The sequence below is a fragment of the Kushneria aurantia DSM 21353 genome (genome assembly GCF_000382245.1).
Classification (GTDB): Bacteria; Pseudomonadota; Gammaproteobacteria; order Pseudomonadales; family Halomonadaceae; genus Kushneria; species Kushneria aurantia.
Map to the genome: position 1 here is coordinate 15459 of NZ_KB907890.1, position 16872 is coordinate 32330.

The 16872-nt window shown below is 63.9% G+C and carries 15 protein-coding genes; 9 read left to right on the forward strand and 6 right to left on the reverse strand.

All coding sequences use genetic code 11. The features are described from left to right. The first annotated feature begins 152 nt into the window (after positions 1-152). From H146_RS19640 to H146_RS0115740, 3 genes are read left to right on the forward strand one after another with little or no spacing between them, the layout of a single operon-like run. On the forward strand, positions 153-944 hold the full coding sequence (locus tag H146_RS19640) for a pseudouridine synthase (RefSeq protein WP_156826858.1): 792 nt from the start codon (positions 153-155) through the stop codon (positions 942-944). Beyond that, positions 941-1810: a tRNA threonylcarbamoyladenosine dehydratase gene (locus H146_RS0115735; protein ID WP_019952849.1), complete on the forward strand. Its 870-nt coding sequence runs from the start codon at positions 941-943 to the stop codon at positions 1808-1810. The genes H146_RS19640 and H146_RS0115735 overlap by 4 nt, the downstream gene beginning before the upstream one ends. A gap of 2 nt (positions 1811-1812) precedes the next feature. Then, positions 1813-2046, forward strand: coding sequence for a DUF1653 domain-containing protein (locus tag H146_RS0115740; protein ID WP_019952850.1), 234 nt, complete (start codon positions 1813-1815; stop codon positions 2044-2046). 88 nt (positions 2047-2134) lie between these two features. Here the strand turns inward: H146_RS0115740 and bfr are convergent, their stop codons facing one another. The 5 genes from bfr to lptF form a co-directional block, all read right to left on the reverse strand. Then, a complete protein-coding gene (gene bfr, locus H146_RS0115745) occupies positions 2135-2638 on the reverse strand; it encodes a bacterioferritin (RefSeq protein ID WP_019952851.1) in 504 nt (167 codons plus the stop codon). 177 nt (positions 2639-2815) lie between these two features. Continuing rightward, entirely contained in the window at positions 2816-3031 is a 216-nt protein-coding gene (locus H146_RS0115750; RefSeq protein WP_342664565.1) for a (2Fe-2S)-binding protein, read from the reverse strand. A 175-nt stretch (positions 3032-3206) separates the two neighbouring features. Then, a complete protein-coding gene (locus H146_RS0115755; protein WP_019952853.1) occupies positions 3207-4727 on the reverse strand; it encodes an aldehyde dehydrogenase family protein in 1521 nt (506 codons plus the stop codon). Between the two features lie 119 nt (positions 4728-4846). Next, positions 4847-5905 (reverse strand): LPS export ABC transporter permease LptG, encoded by a 1059-nt coding sequence (gene lptG, locus H146_RS0115760; protein WP_019952854.1) that lies wholly within the window; start codon positions 5903-5905, stop codon positions 4847-4849. After that, positions 5905-6975 carry an LPS export ABC transporter permease LptF gene (lptF, locus tag H146_RS0115765; RefSeq protein ID WP_019952855.1) on the reverse strand — a complete coding sequence of 357 codons (1071 nt, stop codon included), beginning with the start codon at positions 6973-6975 and terminating at the stop codon, positions 5905-5907. The genes lptG and lptF overlap by 1 nt, the downstream gene beginning before the upstream one ends. A gap of 189 nt (positions 6976-7164) precedes the next feature. Here lptF and H146_RS0115770 point away from each other — a divergent pair, with 189 nt between their 5' ends. The 5 genes from H146_RS0115770 (at position 7165) to H146_RS0115790 (ending at position 11954) form a co-directional block, all read left to right on the forward strand. After that, positions 7165-8652 (forward strand): leucyl aminopeptidase, encoded by a 1488-nt coding sequence (locus H146_RS0115770; RefSeq protein WP_019952856.1) that lies wholly within the window; start codon positions 7165-7167, stop codon positions 8650-8652. An 88-nt stretch (positions 8653-8740) separates the two neighbouring features. Next, on the forward strand, positions 8741-9889 hold the full coding sequence (locus H146_RS0115775; RefSeq protein WP_083920908.1) for a branched-chain amino acid aminotransferase: 1149 nt from the start codon (positions 8741-8743) through the stop codon (positions 9887-9889). A 60-nt stretch (positions 9890-9949) separates the two neighbouring features. Then, on the forward strand, positions 9950-10693 hold the full coding sequence (locus H146_RS0115780) for a glucose 1-dehydrogenase (RefSeq protein WP_019952858.1): 744 nt from the start codon (positions 9950-9952) through the stop codon (positions 10691-10693). Positions 10694-10868: 175 nt separating this feature from the next. Continuing rightward, positions 10869-11501: a LysE family translocator gene (locus H146_RS0115785; protein WP_019952859.1), complete on the forward strand. Its 633-nt coding sequence runs from the start codon at positions 10869-10871 to the stop codon at positions 11499-11501. Positions 11502-11516: 15 nt separating this feature from the next. Further along, positions 11517-11954 (forward strand): DNA polymerase III subunit chi, encoded by a 438-nt coding sequence (locus H146_RS0115790; protein ID WP_019952860.1) that lies wholly within the window; start codon positions 11517-11519, stop codon positions 11952-11954. A gap of 4 nt (positions 11955-11958) precedes the next feature. Here H146_RS0115790 and H146_RS0115795 read toward each other — a convergent pair whose 3' ends face one another. Next, positions 11959-13461, reverse strand: a complete 1503-nt coding sequence (locus H146_RS0115795; RefSeq protein ID WP_169433493.1) for a methyl-accepting chemotaxis protein — start codon at positions 13459-13461, stop codon at positions 11959-11961. Positions 13462-13828: 367 nt separating this feature from the next. Between H146_RS0115795 and H146_RS0115800 the strand changes: the two genes are divergently transcribed. Next, positions 13829-16789 carry a valine--tRNA ligase gene (locus H146_RS0115800; RefSeq protein WP_019952862.1) on the forward strand — a complete coding sequence of 987 codons (2961 nt, stop codon included), beginning with the start codon at positions 13829-13831 and terminating at the stop codon, positions 16787-16789. The last annotated feature ends 83 nt before the right edge of the window (positions 16790-16872 follow it).

A 16872-nucleotide genomic window follows, 5' to 3' on the forward strand; every position in this document is an offset into this window, starting at 1 on the left:
TGCCCTCGAGTTGTCGCCTGCTCGACCACGAGCGCGGCTGCGATATTACCAGACAGGCGCCGACGAGACACGCCGGGGCCTGTACAGCCCGGGCTCGAGACCCGACAATAGTGGCCCTTTCCCTTTCGACAGTTCTCCTTGCGACGCAGCCGATGAGCGGATTGATTCCGATCCTCTACCGTGACGACCACCTGGTGGTGGTGCACAAACCCTCCGGCGCGCTGGTCCATCGCAGCGCCATGGCGCGCCATGCCGGGCGGGTCATGCTGCAGACGCTGCGCGATCAGCTCGGGCAGCGGGTCTACCCGGTGCACCGCCTCGACCGCCCCACCTCGGGGGCGCTGCTGTTCGCCCTCGATGACGATACGGCCTCGGCGCTCAACCGGCAGTTTCGCGAACATCGCGTCGATAAGCGCTATCTGGCGGTGGTGCGTGGCATCGGCCCGGAGGCAGCGACCCTTGATCGGCCGCTGCGCGACGAAGAGGGGCCACGACCCAAGGCGCAGATGCCGGCCCAGCCGGCACTGACTCGGGTGCGGCGGCTGGACAGCGTCGAACTGCCGGTGCGCATCGACCGCTACCCTACCAGCCGCTATTCGCTGATGGAGGCGCGACCGGAGAGCGGCCGCCGCCACCAGATCCGTCGCCATCTGAGCGGCTGTGGCCACCCCATCATCGGCGATGCCAAGCACGGCAAGGGCGTACACAACCGCTTCTTTCGCGATCACCTCGACGCCGGCCGGCTGCTGCTCGCCGCCGTGGGGCTGGGTTTTCACCACCCCGTCAGCGGCCGCTGGATGAGCGTCAGCGCCGCTCCCGAGGCGGACTTCGCCGCACTGCTGACACATTTCGGCTGGTCGGGGCATCTGCCTCCGGACAGCGTCAGCGTCTCCGATGAGGCGCCTGCCATCCATCGAACCGAGCGTGAACCCTCGACACCATGAACGACCCTATTCGGTCTCCCACGGCCCCCCTCGACCCGCGCCATGAGGCGGATTTCGCCGCCCGCTTCGATGGCCTGCGCCGCCTCTACGGCCAGCGCGGCGTGGCCCACCTGCGCCGTGCCCATGTGGTGGTGATCGGCATCGGCGGCGTGGGCAGCTGGAGCGTCGAGGCGCTGGCGCGCTCCGGTTTCGAGCGCCTCAGCCTGATCGACCTTGACGATGTCTGCGTGACCAACATCAACCGCCAGCTGCATGCCCTCGACGGCACCGTCGGCCGCCCCAAGACCGCGGTGATGGCCGAGCGCTGCCGACTGATCAACCCCTGGCTCGAGGTACGCGAACTGCCGGGGTTCGTTACCCCCGACAACATCGCGCGCATGCTGCCCGAAGACTGCGACCACGTTATCGATGCCATCGACCACGCCGCTGCCAAGTGCGCGCTGATCGACCACTGCCGCCGCCGGCGCATCGGCATTACCATCACCGGTGCCGCCGGCGGGCTGACCGATCCGACCCGCATCACCCTGGCCGATCTGACCCGCACCGAACACGACCCGCTGCTGGCGAAGGTGCGCAGCCGGCTGCGCCGCGACTACGGCTACAGCCGCAACCCGAAGCGGCGTTTCTCGCTGCCCTGCGTCTATTCGCCCGAGCAGCGCCGCTTTCCGGATGGCGCCGGTGAGGTGTGCAATACGCGCCCGCCCAATGGCGAGGCGCTGAGGCTGGGCTGCAGCGCCGGCTACGGTTCGGCAACCTTCGTGACCGGCGCCTTCGGCTTCGCCGCCGTGAGCCACGCCATCGACAACATCATCGCCCGCGGCGAGCGCGCCGAAGCCCCGGCCGCCGCCGATAGTGAACAGGAGTGATCATGCCCCATACCCCGCAGACCGCACTGCCGCCGGGCATCTACCGCCACTACAAGGGCAGCGACTACGAAGTGATGGGCGTGGCGCAGCACAGCGAGACCGAGGAGGCGCTGGTGGTCTATCGCGCCCTGTACGGCGAGTTCGGCCTCTGGGTGCGGCCGCTGGCCATGTTCATGGAGACGGTCGAGATCGACGGCGAGGCGGTGGCCCGCTTCCGCCTGATCCGGCATTTCTGATGACGCGCTGCGCGCATCGCACACGCAAAAGGCCGCACCTCTGAAAAGTGGCGCGGCCCTGTCGATACAAGCCGGAGAGGCGGTGCGATCAGGTCGCCGTTTCGCCCTCGCGCGGCTGGTCGGCGGCACGCATCTGGCGCTGATGGTAGTTTTCCAGCCCCACCTGCTCGATCAGCGACAGCTCGGTCTCGATGATGTCGATGTGCTCCTCTTCATCGGCGAGGATTTTCTTGAGCATGTCGCTGCTGGGGAAGTCGCTCACCGACTCGCAGTAGCGGATCGCCTCGAGCAGGTCGTTGCGCCCCTCGTGCTCGATATGCAGATCACACTCCAGCATCTCTTTGGTGTTCTCGCCGATATGCAGCTTGCCGAGATCCTGCAGGTTGGGCAGGCCTTCGAGAAACAGAATACGCTCGATCAAAGTATCGGCGTGCTGCATCTCCTCGATCGACTCCTTGTACTCCCAGTCGTTCAGGGCATGCAGACCGCGGTCGCGGTACATGCGCGCATGCAGAAAGTACTGGTTGATCGCCACCAGCTCGTTGCCGAGGCACTTGTTGAGGTGTTCGATAACGTGAGGATCGCCCTTCATGATGTGGTCTCCGCCGGTCAGGTCATCCTTTTCTGGCGCACAAGCGCCACAATTGTTCGGTCAGTATCCATCAAAAGGGGCGTAATTTCGACACCCGCAGACATAAAAAAACGCCGATGAGAGAGTTTATCATCAGCGAATTCAAACGGTTAGCAGTTTCCGGCAAAAAAGCTGACCCTATCCCACCGCATAGGCCAGTTCGTCAAAGCGTTGCGCCGCCGGATGAGTGGCGCCGAACTGCGCCAGCAGCGCGTCGTCGACGATCTCGCGAGCAAGACAGGTGCACTTGCCGCACTGGGTCGAGCAGCGTGTCTCACGTGATACTTCGCCAAAGCTGGAGGCGCCCTGCGCCACCGCCTGGCGCAGCTGACGATCGGTGACCTTCTTGCACATGCAGACGTACATCACTCCCCTCCAACTGACGAATACAAATGATTCTCATGACAAGCGCTGAAGGGAATATGCGAAATATTTTCATTTACGTCAAATAAAAAATTGAAGAAGAGCGGCGTTGGCCGCTCTTCTTCGTTGCCAATGACGTCAATGTCGTTTTCGGGGCGGGTCGCGCTCAGTAGAGGCCGGCGGGATCATCGCTGTAGGAGATCAGCTGGCATTTAAGCTGCTGGTAGCTGCCAAGAATGGCCAGATGGGTCTCGCGGCCGATGCCCGACTTCTTGTAGCCGCCGAAGGCGGCATGAGCCGGGTACTGGTGGTAGCAGTTGGTCCACACCCGGCCGGCCTGAATGCCGCGGCCCATGCGCCAGGCGCGGTTGATGTCACGGGTCCAGACGCCGGCGCCGAGGCCGAATTCGGTATCGTTGGCGATCGCCAGTGCCTCCGCCTCGGTTTTGAAGGTGGTCACTGAAAGCGTCGGCCCGAAGATCTCCTCGCGGAAAATGCGCATGTCGTTGTGGCCGCGGAAGATGGTGGGCTGCACGTAGAAGCCGTTTTCATACTCGCCTGCAACCCGAGCGCGCTCGCCGCCCAGCAGCAATTCGGCGCCTTCGGCACGGCCAATCTCCATGTAGGAGAGAATTTTGTCGAACTGCTCTTTCGACACCTGAGCTCCCATCTCGGTGTCGCTGTCCAGCGGATCGCCGAACCTCAGCCGTTTGGCCCGCTCGATGAGACGCGCCATCAGTTCGTCGTAGACCGCTTCATGAATCAGCGCCCGCGACGGGCAGGTGCACACCTCTCCCTGGTTGAAAAAGGTCAGCATCAGCCCCTCGACGCACTTGTCGGCAAAGGCCTCGCCGTGGCTCAGCACGTCTTCGAAGTAGACGTTGGGGGATTTACCGCCCAGCTCCAGGGTAGCGGGAATGATGCGCTCGGCGGCACGCCCCATGATATGGCTGCCCACCGGCGTGGAACCGGTAAAGGCGATCTTGCGAATACCCTCGTGGCTGGCCAGCGCCTCGCCGGCCTCTTCACCCGGGCCGTGCACCACGTTGAGCACGCCGGGCGGCAGCAGGTCACCGATCAGTTCCAGCAACACACCGATCGAGGCCGGCGTCTGCTCGGCGGGCTTGAGCACGCTGCAGTTGCCCGCCGCCAGTGCCGGCGCCAGCTTCCAGCCGGCCATCAGTAGCGGAAAATTCCAGGGGATGATCTGCCCCACCACGCCATAGGGCTCGTGGTAATGGTAAGCCACGGTCTGGCCGTCGATCTCGCTGATGCCGCCCTGCTGAGCGCGAATGCAGCCGGCGAAATAGCGAAAGTGATCGGCCAGCAGCGGAATATCCGCCGCCAGGCACTCGCGGATCGGCTTGCCGTTATCCCAGCTCTCGGCCACCGCCAGCGTTTCGAGGTTCTCCTCGATACGATCGGCGATTTTGAGCAGGATACCGGCGCGCTCCGCCACCGGCGTTGCCGCCCAGCCGGGTGCCGCCTTCTGTGCCGCCTGAACGGCCAGATCGATATCGGCGCGGCCGGAGCGCGGCACCTGACAGAACACCTCGCCGGTTACCGGGGTGATGTTGTCGAGATAGCGCCCCTCCACCGGCGCGCGCCACTCGCCGCCGATGAAGTTGTCGTAGCGCTGACGGAAACTGACTTTCGAATCGGGGCTGCCGGGTCTTGCGTACTTCATCACACACCTCCTGGACAGGCCGCAAAGTGACAATGCTGCGCCTGCCAGGATGGCACCCGCGCAGGAGCGTCACAATCGCTCATTGGTCCAGGAGCCGGCCGCCTATCGACAGGCGGCGATCAGCCGGCACGCCGCAGCAGCCAGAGCCCGATGCCGTAGCAGAGCAGCATCGGCACCAGGATCGCCCAGATCGGCGAGAAGCCGAAGATGATCGCCGCCGGCCCCAACAGATCCTGCACGTACTTGAAGGTCAGCCCCACGATGGTGCCGTAGAATACCCGGGTGCCGGCCGCCACCGTGCGCAGCGGGCCGAACACGAAGGAGGCGGCAATAATCACCAGCGAGGCGAGGGTCAACGGCAACAGTGCCTTCTGCCAGAAGTAGAGCCAGGTGTCGTCGGCGCGAGTGCCCTGGGCGTTGAGGTATTGTCCGTAGCGCCACAGGTCGCGCATCGACTGGGTGTCGCTGTCGGTGATGATCAGGCGCAGCAGATCGGGGTCGAGCGAGGTACTCCAGGCAAGGGTGTCGAAGCGTTCGGCGCTGGTGGTGTCATCGCCGATAGTGGTGCGCTCGACGTTTTCCAGCTGCCAGCTGCCATCCGGCTGCAGCACTGCCCGATCGGCGTGGGTGGCCGCCACCAGCTCGCCCTGCTGATAGCGAAAGCGGTTGAAATCGAGCAGGGTGTTGTCGGCGCGGATCGATCCGAAGCGATAGAAGCTGTCGCCCTCGCGCTGCCAGCCGCCACGGTGACTGGCCACGCTGCCGCCCTGCAGCTCGGTACGATACGACTCGGCAATCATCTGGGTACGTGGTGCGGCAAATTCGCCGATCAGCATGATCACGATCACCACCAGTGCCAGTGATTTCATCACGCCGACCAGGATGCGCCACAGCGAGAAGCCGGCCGCGCGCATCACGGTCAGCTCGTTGCTCGAGGCCATCGCCCCCAGCCCCACCAGTGCGCCGATCAGCACGCTCACCGGGGCGAATTCGTAAAAGCGCCAGGGCAGCTGCAGCACGCCGTAGACCAGCATCTGCGCGCTACCATAGTCGCCCTCGGCATCGCCCAGGTTATTGATGAAACTGATGATGAAATCGAGCCCGAGGATGATCACCTGGACAATCAGCATGCCCGCCAGCACGTTACGGGCGATATAGCGATCCAGTCGGTTGAACATTATCTGAGCCCTCCGCTGCGCCACAAAAGCCCTGCGCCGATCAGCGCAAACAGCAGGTGAATCGGCCACAGCCCGATGGCGGCGGAAAGCTGACCGGCGGCGATGGCATCCTGCGCCGCCAGCAGCAGACTCATGTAGGCGACGTACAGCATGATCGCCGGCAGTATCCGCGCGAAGCGCCCCTGACGCGGATTGGCGCGCGACAGTGGCAGCGCGATCATGGTCAATACCAGCACCATCAGCACCAGCGAGAAACGCCACTGCAGAGCGGCGCTGGCCTCGCGACTGTCGGCACGCAGCAGCGCAGCGGTCGATTCGAGCTCGACATCGTCAAGCGTCATCTGCGCGCTGCTGTCCTCCAGGCGCAACGCATAGGTATCAAAACGCAACCGCTCGAGCGCCGGCGAGCCGGGCGTGACGCTTACCCGCGAGCCGTTGGAGAGCACCAAAAAACGGCTGCCGGTCTCCTCGTCGGTGGCCTGGTAGCCGCTTTCGGCGCGGGTCAATACCTCGACACGCTGCCCCTGCTCGCCGCGCTGGCGCTCGGCAATAAAGACATTCTGCAGGCGGCTGTTGTTGTCGCTGTGGCCCTCGGCATAGAGCGTACGCCCTCCCAACGACTGAAAGCGCCCCGGCGCCAGCGCGCTCAAATCGGCACGCTGCTGCTGCTCGGTGAGCAGGCGCTCGTTTTGCGAAAGTCCCAGCGGGGTCAGCCACAGGCTGCACAGCGCCACCGCCAGCGCCACCAGCAGCGCCGGCCAGCAGGAAGCGCCCAAAAGGCGCACAGGACTTATGCCGCAGGCGCTCAACACCGTCATTTCACTGTTGAGATAGAGCTGCCCGTAAGCCAGTAGAATGCCCAGAAAAAAGGCCAGCGGCAGAATCAGTTGCACAAATCCCGGCAGGTGAAACAGCATCAGGCTGCCCAGCAGGGTGGCGGGAAAATCGCCCTCGGCGACGTCGCTGAAATAGCGAATGAAGCGATTACCCATGATGACCAGCAGCAGAATGCCGGTAACGGCCACCATGGTCGTCAGTATCTCGCGCATCAGGTAGCGAAAAACGATCAAACAGTAACTCCCTGTACCTGCTTTACCCGTATCGATCTCTTGCCGGCGCTTTCAGGCCTGCACTGCCCCGCATGGTCATGACCCTGCCACAACAACACCGATATTCGTTTACCATGGGGACAGGCACAAGCGCCTGTTCGTCAGGGCAGGCATTATCGCCAATACCCAGCGCATTGTCCCGGAGACATCATGGAATTTCCCGTTCTCACCGCCAACCCGGCCAGGGTCGATACCGGCTGCATCATCGTGCCGGTATTCAAAAGCGGCGACCTGCCGCCCGCCAGCGCGCGTCTCGACGACGCCAGCGAGCGGCTGATCGGCCAGCTGCTGGAGCGTGGAGACTTCGACCCGACCACCGGCAACGTCCAGCTCCTGCCCTTTGCCCCCGGCCTCAATACCGACCGCCTGCTGCTGGTGGGCTGCGGCGAGCCGGACGCCTTCGACGAGGAAGCCTTTCGCCGCGCCCTGGATGCAGTACTGGCGGCGCTGCTCAAGCTGCCCGTTGAAGAGGCTGCGATCGTCATGCTCGACCGCCAGACGGGCCCGCGCGACAGCGCCTGGAAGGCGCGCATGATCGCCGAGTGCACGCTGCGCGCCAGCTGGCGTTTTGACACCTTCCGCTCGAAAAAGAGCGAGCCGATTCAACTCAACAGGCTGTCGCTGATCGTCAGCGACGCCGGCGCCGCCCGCGATGTCGAGAAAGGCGCCCGGGTGGGCGCAGCGACCGGTGCCGGTATCAACCTGTCGCGGGAGCTGGGTGAGCTGCCGGGCAACGTCTGCACCCCGCGCTATCTGGCCGAGCAGGCGCAGCTGTTGGGCAGCGAAGCCGGCTTCGAAGTCAGCGTTCTTGACGAGCAGGCGCTGGAGGAGATGGGGGCCGGTGCGCTGCTGGCGGTCGGTCGCGGCAGTGCCGAGCCGTCGCGACTGATCGCGATCGAATACCGCGGCGCCGACGAGTCACAGCCCCCCCATGTGCTGGTGGGCAAGGGCATCACCTTCGACAGCGGCGGCATCTCGATCAAGGGTGGCGCCGACATGGACGAGATGAAGTTCGACATGGGCGGCGCCGCCGGTGTCATGGGCGCCATGAAGGCGATCGGCGCGCTGCGCCCGAAAATCAACGTGGTCGGGGTTATCGCCGCCGCCGAGAACATGCCCGACGGCCATGCCTACAAGCCCGGCGATATCATCACGACCCTCAAGGGGCTGACCGTCGAGGTGCTCAACACCGACGCCGAGGGGCGGCTGGCGCTGGCCGATGCGTTGACCTTCGTCGAGCGCTATCAGCCCGCTTCGGTGGTGGATATTGCCACGCTCACCGGCGCCTGCATGGTGGCCCTGGGCGATCACGCCAGCGGTCTTGTGGCCAACGACCAGGCGCTCGCCGACGCCCTGCTGGCAGCCGGCATCACCGCACGCGACCGCGCCTGGCAGCTGCCGCTGTGGGCGGAGTACGACAAACAGCTGGAGTCGCGCTATGCCGACATGGCCAACATCGGCGGGCGCAAGGCGGGTGCCATCACCGCCGGCTGCTTTCTGTCGCGCTTCAGCGGCAGCTACCGCTGGGCCCACCTGGACATCGCCGGTACCGCCTGGCGCGGCAAGCAGGGCTCGACCGGCCGCCCGGTGGGGCTTTTGACCCAGTATCTGCTCGACTGCGAGGCAAGCGCCGAATAACGCTGCAGCGCTTTGTTGCCGCACTGCGGCTGTGCCATTCTTGAATTTCGCCAATTGTGATGTGCCGGGCGCCCCGATCGGCGTCCGCATGCTCTTTCAAGCCCTATCGACAAGCCCTATCGACGGAGAACCGACCGTGTCTACCCAGCAATTCGATCTGCGCCCCACTGCCCACCCCACCGAAGAGAGAATTCGCGCGGAGATTCTGGCCAACCCGGGCTTCGGTCGCTACTTCACCGACCATATGGTGCACGTGCGCTGGACCCACAACGACGGCTGGCACAGTGCGATGGTGCGCCCCTATGGTCCGCTGACGCTGGACCCGGCTGCCTCGGTGCTGCACTACGCCCAGGAGATCTTCGAAGGGGTCAAGGCCTATCGTCACGCCGACGGCTCGGTATGGACATTTCGCCCGGAGCGCAACGCCGCCCGCTTTCAGGCCTCGGCACGACGGCTTGCGCTGCCGGAGCTGGACAGCGACACCTTTATCGCCTCGCTGAAGGCGCTGGTCAGTCAGGATGTTGACTGGGTACCCACGCCGGCCAGCGAGGCGGAGGAGTCGAGCCTCTATCTGCGCCCCTTCATGATCGCCAGCGAGAAGTTCCTCGGCGTCAAGCCGGCCAAACAGGTCGACTACTACGTCATCGCCTCACCGGCGGCGGCCTACTTCAAGGGCGGCGTCAAGCCGGTGTCGATCTGGCTGTCGTCGCACTATAACCGCGCCGCCCGCGGCGGCACCGGCTCGGCCAAATGCGGCGGCAACTACGCCGCCTCGCTGGCCGCCCAGAAGGAAGCCGAGGCGCACGGCTGCGATCAGGTTGCCTTTCTCGATGCGGTGGAGAACCAATGGGTCGAGGAGCTGGGGGGCATGAACCTCTTTTTCGTTTTCCGCGACGGCCGCATTGTCACGCCGGCGCTGACCGGCACGATTCTGGAGGGCGTCACCCGCGACTCGGTGCTGCAGCTGGCCGCCGACGACGGCCTGCAGCCCGAAGAGCGCGCCATCAGCATCGACGAGTGGCGCGAAGGCGTGCGCTCCGGTGAGATCAGTGAGGTGTTCGCCTGCGGCACTGCCGCCGTGATAACCCCGGTGGGTGAGCTGATCAGCGAAGATGATCGGCTGGTGTGCGCCGAGGGCAGCGGTGGCGAAGTGGGCAAATCGCTGCGCAAGCAGCTGCTGGATATCCAGTACGGTCGCGCCGAGGATCGTCACGGCTGGCTGACCCGGCTGGCCTGAACCCGACTTTTTGGCAACGTTTTTCAACCGGCAACGTTTTTCAAAAGGAGCCAACCGCCCATGAGCGTCATGATCATTACCGGTGCCAGCCGCGGCATCGGCGCCGCCACCGCGAAACTCGCCGCCGCGCGCGGCTATGCGGTGGCCATCAACTACGTCAGCAATCGCGAGGCCGCCGAGCAGGTGGTCAGCGATATCGAGTCAGCCGGCGGCCGGGCGCTGGCAGTACAGGCGGACATGGCCCATGAGGCCGATATCGTGCGCCTGTTCGAAACCGTCGACCGTGAACTGGGCACGCTCGACGTGCTGGTCAACAATGCCGGCGTGATCGACCGGATCGCCCGCCTCGACGAGATGAGCGCCGAGCGTATCGAGCGCATGATGCGCATCAACATCACCGGCCCCTTCCTCTGCGCGCGGGAGGCGGTCAAGCGGATGTCGACACGCCACGGCGGCAAGGGCGGCGCTATCGTCAATATCTCCTCGGCGGCCGCGCACCGCGGCGGCGCGGGCGAATATGTCGATTACGCCGCCTCCAAGGGCGCCATCGACACCTTTACCGAGGGGCTGGCGAAAGAGGTGGCGGCCGAAGGCATCCGCGTCAACACCGTACGCCCGGGCGTGGTGCACACCGAAATTCACGCCAGCGGCGGCAACCCGGACAAGCCCGAGAAATCGAGCCAGGCGATTCCCATGGGGCGCGCCGGTGAACCCGACGAAATCGCCCACGGCATTCTGTGGCTGGCCGGCGGCGAGGCGTCGTTTGCCACCGGCGCGTGTCTGGACATTGACGGCGGGGTGTAAGCGCCCACACAACGACTATCTGTCTCATGGCTCCTCCGCTGCTCTGTTGCTGGCCGATGACATGCAGGAGGTCAGGGCGCTCTATCGGCTCTGGAGTTTTCACTGGCAGGCCTCTGAAGCACACATTGCCAGGGTCGGAGAAGCATTAAGGGATACCGATAAAGGAACATTCACCATGTCCATGGATAACTGGCTTGCTTTTGCTATCGCCTCTGCCATCATGCTGGCGATTCCGGGCCCCACCATTTTGCTGGTCATCTCTCATGCGTTAAGTCATGGCCGTCGGGCGGGCGCCGCGACGGTCGCCGGTGTCGCCCTGGGCGATCTGGTTGCCATGAGCGCTTCGATGGCCGGACTGGGGGCGCTACTGACAGCTTCGGCAACGTTGTTTACGCTGCTGAAGTGGCTGGGCGCCGGCTATCTGATCTACCTCGGCATCAAACTCTGGCGTACCGCACCCACCCTTCACGACGAAGGTGCAGGCCCTGCCATTACAGGGAAATCAGCGAGACTTTTCGGTCACGCCTTTACGGTGACCGCACTCAACCCCAAGAGCCTTGTGTTTTTTATCGCTTTCGTGCCTCAGTTCATGGATCCGGGGCTGCCACTGCTGCCGCAGATCGCCCTGATGGAAATCACCTTCGTCTCGCTGGGCGCGCTCAACGCCGCGCTGTATGGCCTGCTCGCCTCATCGGCACGCCAGAAAATCAGACAGCCCGGCCTGCAGCGTATCGCCAACCGTACGGGCGGTAGCCTGCTGATCGGCGCGGGCTTTTTAACGGCATTCTACAGGCGAACCAATGGATAATTCGCTCACACGGTCATGACCCGCATCGACTTCTATGTACTCTCCGCCACTACGGCCGAGGCGCGGCTCGACTTCGCCTGCCGGCTGGCGGAGACCATCTACCGCAAGGGCTACCGGCTGCATCTGCACTGCGAGGACGAGGCAATGGCGGCCGGCCTCGACGACCGCCTGTGGACCTTCCGCCATGACGCCTTCGTGCCTCATGTGCGGCTGGACGATCAGCGCCTGCCGCCGGCGCCGGTAACGCTGGGTTGGCAGGATGCCGCGCCACCGCCGGGTATCGAAGCGCTGCTCAACCTGCATCCCGATATCCCCGACTGGTTTTCACGCTTTCCCAGAGTGGCGGAGATCATCTCTCAGCAGCAGACGGTGCTCTCCGCCAAGCGTGCCTGCTGGCAGGCCTACCGCGAGCGCGGCTATGAGGTAGAGAGCCACCGCATTGGCGGTGGCTAGCAGTTCAGCTCTGACGCTCGACACGAAAGCGCTGCGTAACGCCGTAGAGTTCACCGGCACTGCTGCTCATCTCCGCTGCGGAGGCGGCCGTTTGCTCCACCAGGGCCGCGTTTTTCTGAGTATTCTGATCCATCTGACTGATGGCGTCGTTGATCTGCTCGATGCCGCTGCTCTGCTCTCGACCGGCAGCAGCGATCTCTTCGAGCAGGTCGTTGATACGCTGAATCCGGCTGTCGATCTCCTGCATCCGCTCACTGGCGAGTTGCACCCGCTGCGAGCCACCCTCGATGTGCTGACCGGACGCCTCGATCAGTTCACGGATATCCTTCGCCGCATTCGAAGAGCGGTTAGCGAGACTGCGCACCTCATTGGCCACCACCGCGAAGCCGCGGCCGTGCTCTCCGGCGCGCGCCGCTTCGACCGAGGCGTTGAGGGCCAGAATATTGGTCTGAAAGGCGATGTTGTCGATCAGCGAGATAATCTCGCCGATACGCTCGGCGCTGGCGGTAATCTCCTCCATGCCGCTCACCGCCTCGCTCATCGCCTGTTGCCCGGCGCTGGAGGTATCAGCCGCTTCACCGGTCAGCTGGCGAGCACGGGCGGCGTTATCGGCGCTCTGGCGCACGCTGGCGGTCATCTGCTCCATGCTGGAGGAAGTCTGCTCGAGCGCCGCCGCCTGCTGCTCGGTACGTTGCGACAGCTCCTGGTTGCCGGAAGACAGCTCTTCGGCCCCCTGGTCCACCCTGCCGCCGGTCTGCTGCAGCGATTTAACCAGTTCGGCAAGATTGTCACGCATGGTGCTGATATCGGCCAGCAGGCTGCCACGATCGCCCTTGCGCAGGGTGATGTGGGCGCTCAGATCACCCCCGGCGATCTGCTTGACCACTTCAGCGGCACGACCGGGCTCACCACCCAGCCGGCTCAGGATACGACGCATTCCCCACCAGAACAGCATCGTCAGCAGCACACCGGCGATCAGTATCACCAGTGTTGACTGCAGTAGACGGGCCATCACGATATTGTTGATGTCCCCCATGAACATGCCGCTTACCAGGTACATATCCCAGTCGCGATCATGTTGCACGAAGGCCAATACGGAGAGGTTATCCTTGCCATCGCGGGAAAAATTGGAACGGTACTCAACAAATCCACTGCCTTCTCCAGCGGCGGCGATCACGTTCTGAAACAGCAGACTGCCGTCGCCCCCGGTCACATTGGAGACATCCTGACCACGTGGACGTTCGGGATGGGCCAGGATATGCAGATCGCTGCTGACGGCATACACATAATTGCCGTTGCCGTAGCGTAAATTCTGTAGCGCGTCCAGCGCCTGCTCACGCGCGGCACGCTGCTCCATGACGCCCTGCTGCGCCATGTCCTGATAGTGCTGAACAAGGCTTTCTGCCATTTCTACCGCCTCGACCAACTGCATGCGTCGCTCGGTCACCAGTGCACCGTGCAATTGGCTCGCATTGATTGTCAGCGTGACAAGCAGAACCAGCCACATTACTCCCAGACCGATCAACATTTGCCGTCGTAGTGTCAGCTCCCGACGGGTTCGATTAGCGCTGCCTGCGGCTGAAGGATTGTTTGTGGCGTACTGCGCCTGCGGTAATGCAGCTTGTGAAGCATTCATGAAAAAGCGGCCTGATCTTGTGTCGGGATGGATGTTGGCAGCATACCGGCGCATGGCATGCGACTTTAGTATCAATCCGTCTATCGACTCAGTGACGACAATCTTTAGAACCACCGCTCAATTGTCGACAATGCCTACCCCGCCATGACGGCCACCGCTTGCCGGCGCTATAATCGATGGTATTTCGCCGCTTTCAGGCGGCCGTTGCGAATTTCAGCACCCCGGACCGAGCCTCTTCATGGAAAAGACCTATCAGCCCGAATCGATCGAAAGCACCTGGTATCAGCACTGGGAGGGGCGCGGCTATTTCGCACCGCGCGGTAGTGGCGACCCTTACGCCATCATGATCCCGCCTCCCAACGTGACCGGCAGCCTGCACATGGGCCACGCCTTCCAGGACACGCTGATGGATACCCTGGTCCGTTATCGGCGCATGCAGGGGCGCAACACGCTGTGGCAGGCCGGTACCGATCACGCCGGTATCGCCACTCAGATGCTGGTCGAGCGCAAGGTGGCCCACGAGGAACAAAAGAGTCGTCACGATCTGGGCCGCGAGGCCTTCATCGAACGCATCTGGGAGTGGAAGCAGGAATCCGGTGACCATATCACCCACCAGCTCAGGCGCATGGGGTCGAGCATCGACTGGAGCCGCGAACGCTTCACCATGGACGACGGCTTCTACCGGGCGGTACGCGAGGCCTTCGTGCGTCTTTTCGATGAAGGGCTGATCTATCGCGGCAAGCGGCTGGTCAACTGGGACCCGGCACTGGCCACCGCGATCTCCGATCTGGAGGTGGAAAACCGCGAGACCGACGGCCATATGTGGCACTTCAAGTATCCGCTGGCCGGCGGCGAAAGCTATGAATACATCGAGCGCGATGCGGACGGCAATGTCACCCTGCGCGAGCAGCGCGACTATATCTCGATCGCCACCACCCGTCCGGAGACCATGCTGGGCGACGGCGCGGTGGCGGTGAACCCGAATGACGCGCGCTACGCGCCGCTGGTCGGCAGGCTGTGCGAAATTCCGGTGGGGCCGAAGGCACAGCGCCGCCTGATTCCCATCATCGAGGATGACTACCCCGATCCGGCGTTCGGCTCCGGTGCGGTCAAGATCACCGGCGCCCACGACTTCAATGACTACGCGGTGGCCCAGCGCAACGCCATTCCGCTCTACAATCTGATGGACCGCCACGCCCATATGCGCAGCGACGGCCTCTCCTATGCAGAGAGCGCCGCGCTCGCCTCACGTGCTGCCCGCGGCGAGCCGCTCGACGACGTGGCGCAGGTCAATCTGGTGCCCGAGGAGCTGCGCGGCCTGGATCGCTTCGAGGCGCGCGCGCGCGTGGTCGAGGCGATCACCGCCGAGGGCCTGGCGGTCACCGTCAGCGATGAAGAGGGCCGCCAGCAGCCGCTGGTCGAGAGCAAGAAGATCATGCAGCCCTTCGGCGACCGCTCCGGGGTGGTGATCGAACCCTGGCTTACCGATCAGTGGTTCGTCGCCGTCGAAAGCCTGGCCAAACCGGCGATTGCCGCCGTCGAGAACGGCGACATTCAGTTCGTGCCGAAAAACTACGAGAACATGTATTTCGCCTGGATGCGCGATCTACAGGACTGGTGCATCTCGCGCCAGCTCTGGTGGGGGCATCGCATTCCCGCCTGGTATGATGAAAACGGCGCCTTCTATGTCGCACGTAGCGAAGAAGAGGCGCGCGAGAAATATGGTCTCGAACCCGGGGTAGCGCTGCATCAGGACGACGACGTGCTGGATACCTGGTTCAGTTCGGGGCTGTGGACCTTTGCCACCCTGGGCTGGCCGCAGCAGACGCCGGAGCTTGCCACCTTCCACCCCACCAGCACTTTGGTGACCGGTTTCGACATCATCTTCTTCTGGGTCGCGCGGATGATCATGCTGACCCTGAAGTTCACCGGCGAGGTGCCCTTCAAAACGGTCTATGTGCACGGCCTGGTGCGCGACAGCCAGGGGCAGAAGATGTCCAAGTCGAAGGGCAACGTGCTCGACCCCATCGACCTGATCGACGGCATCGATCTGGAAAGCCTGGTGGAGAAGCGCACCGGCAACATGATGCAGCCGCAGAAGGCGAAGGCGATCACCAAAGCCACCCGCGCCGAATTCCCCGAGGGTATCGAGCCCAACGGCACCGACGCGCTGCGCTACACCTTTCTGTCGCTGGCCACCACCGGGCGCGATATCAAGTTCGATCCGGGCCGGCTGGAGGGTTACCGCAACTTCTGCAACAAGCTGTGGAACGCCGCCCGCTACGTGCTGATGAATACCGAGGGCGAGGACTGCGGCGCGGATGGCGAGGTAGCGCTGTCGCTCGCCGACCGCTGGATTATCTCGCGTCTGCAGCAGGTCGAGCGTCAGGTGACCCGCTCGCTGGACGACTACCGCTTCGATCTCGCCAGTCAGGCCCTCTACGACTTTATCTGGCACGACTACTGCGACTGGTACCTGGAGCTCTCCAAGCCGGTGCTGTGGGACAGCGAGGCGAGCATGGCAGCGCGTCGCGGCACGCGCCGCACGCTGGTGCGAGTGCTGGAGGCGATCCTGCGACTGGCGCATCCGATGATGCCCTTTATCACCGAAGAGATCTGGCAGAAGGTGTCGCTGCTGGCCGGTGTGGATATTGACCACCACGGCAGCTCGATCATGGTGCAGCCCTGGCCGGTATGCGATGCAGCGCGCATCGATGAGCAGGCAGAAGCCGACATCGAATGGCTCAAGGCGGTGATCGTGGCGATCCGCAATATCCGCGCCGAGCTCAATATCGCGCCCGGCCGTGAGCTGGCGTTGCTGCTGACCCACGGCGACGACACCGACCGCCGCCGCCTCGACGACAACGCCCGCTTTCTGAGCCGGCTGGCGCGGCTCTCGGAGGTCCATTTCGCCGCTCCCGAGGAAGTGCCGGCCGCCGCCGTGCAGCGTGTCGGCAGTCTCGAACTGCACGTGCCGCTGGCCGGGCTGGTCGACCGCGACGCCGAACTGGCGCGCCTGGATCGCGAGATCGGCAAGCAGGAGAAGCTGATGGCAGGCGTGGAGAAAAAGCTCGGCAACGCGAGCTTTACACAGAAGGCGCCCGCCGAGGTGGTCGAGAAAGAGCGCGGCAAGCTCGATGAGGCCCGCGCCAGCCGCGACACCCTGTTGGCCCAGCGGCGCACCATTGAGGCGCTGTAGCCGCTGCTGTGAAGTTGGTGCAAGGGGCGCCGTGAGGCGTCCGGCAGATCGATGACAAACCTGATAGCACTATTGCTGGCGGT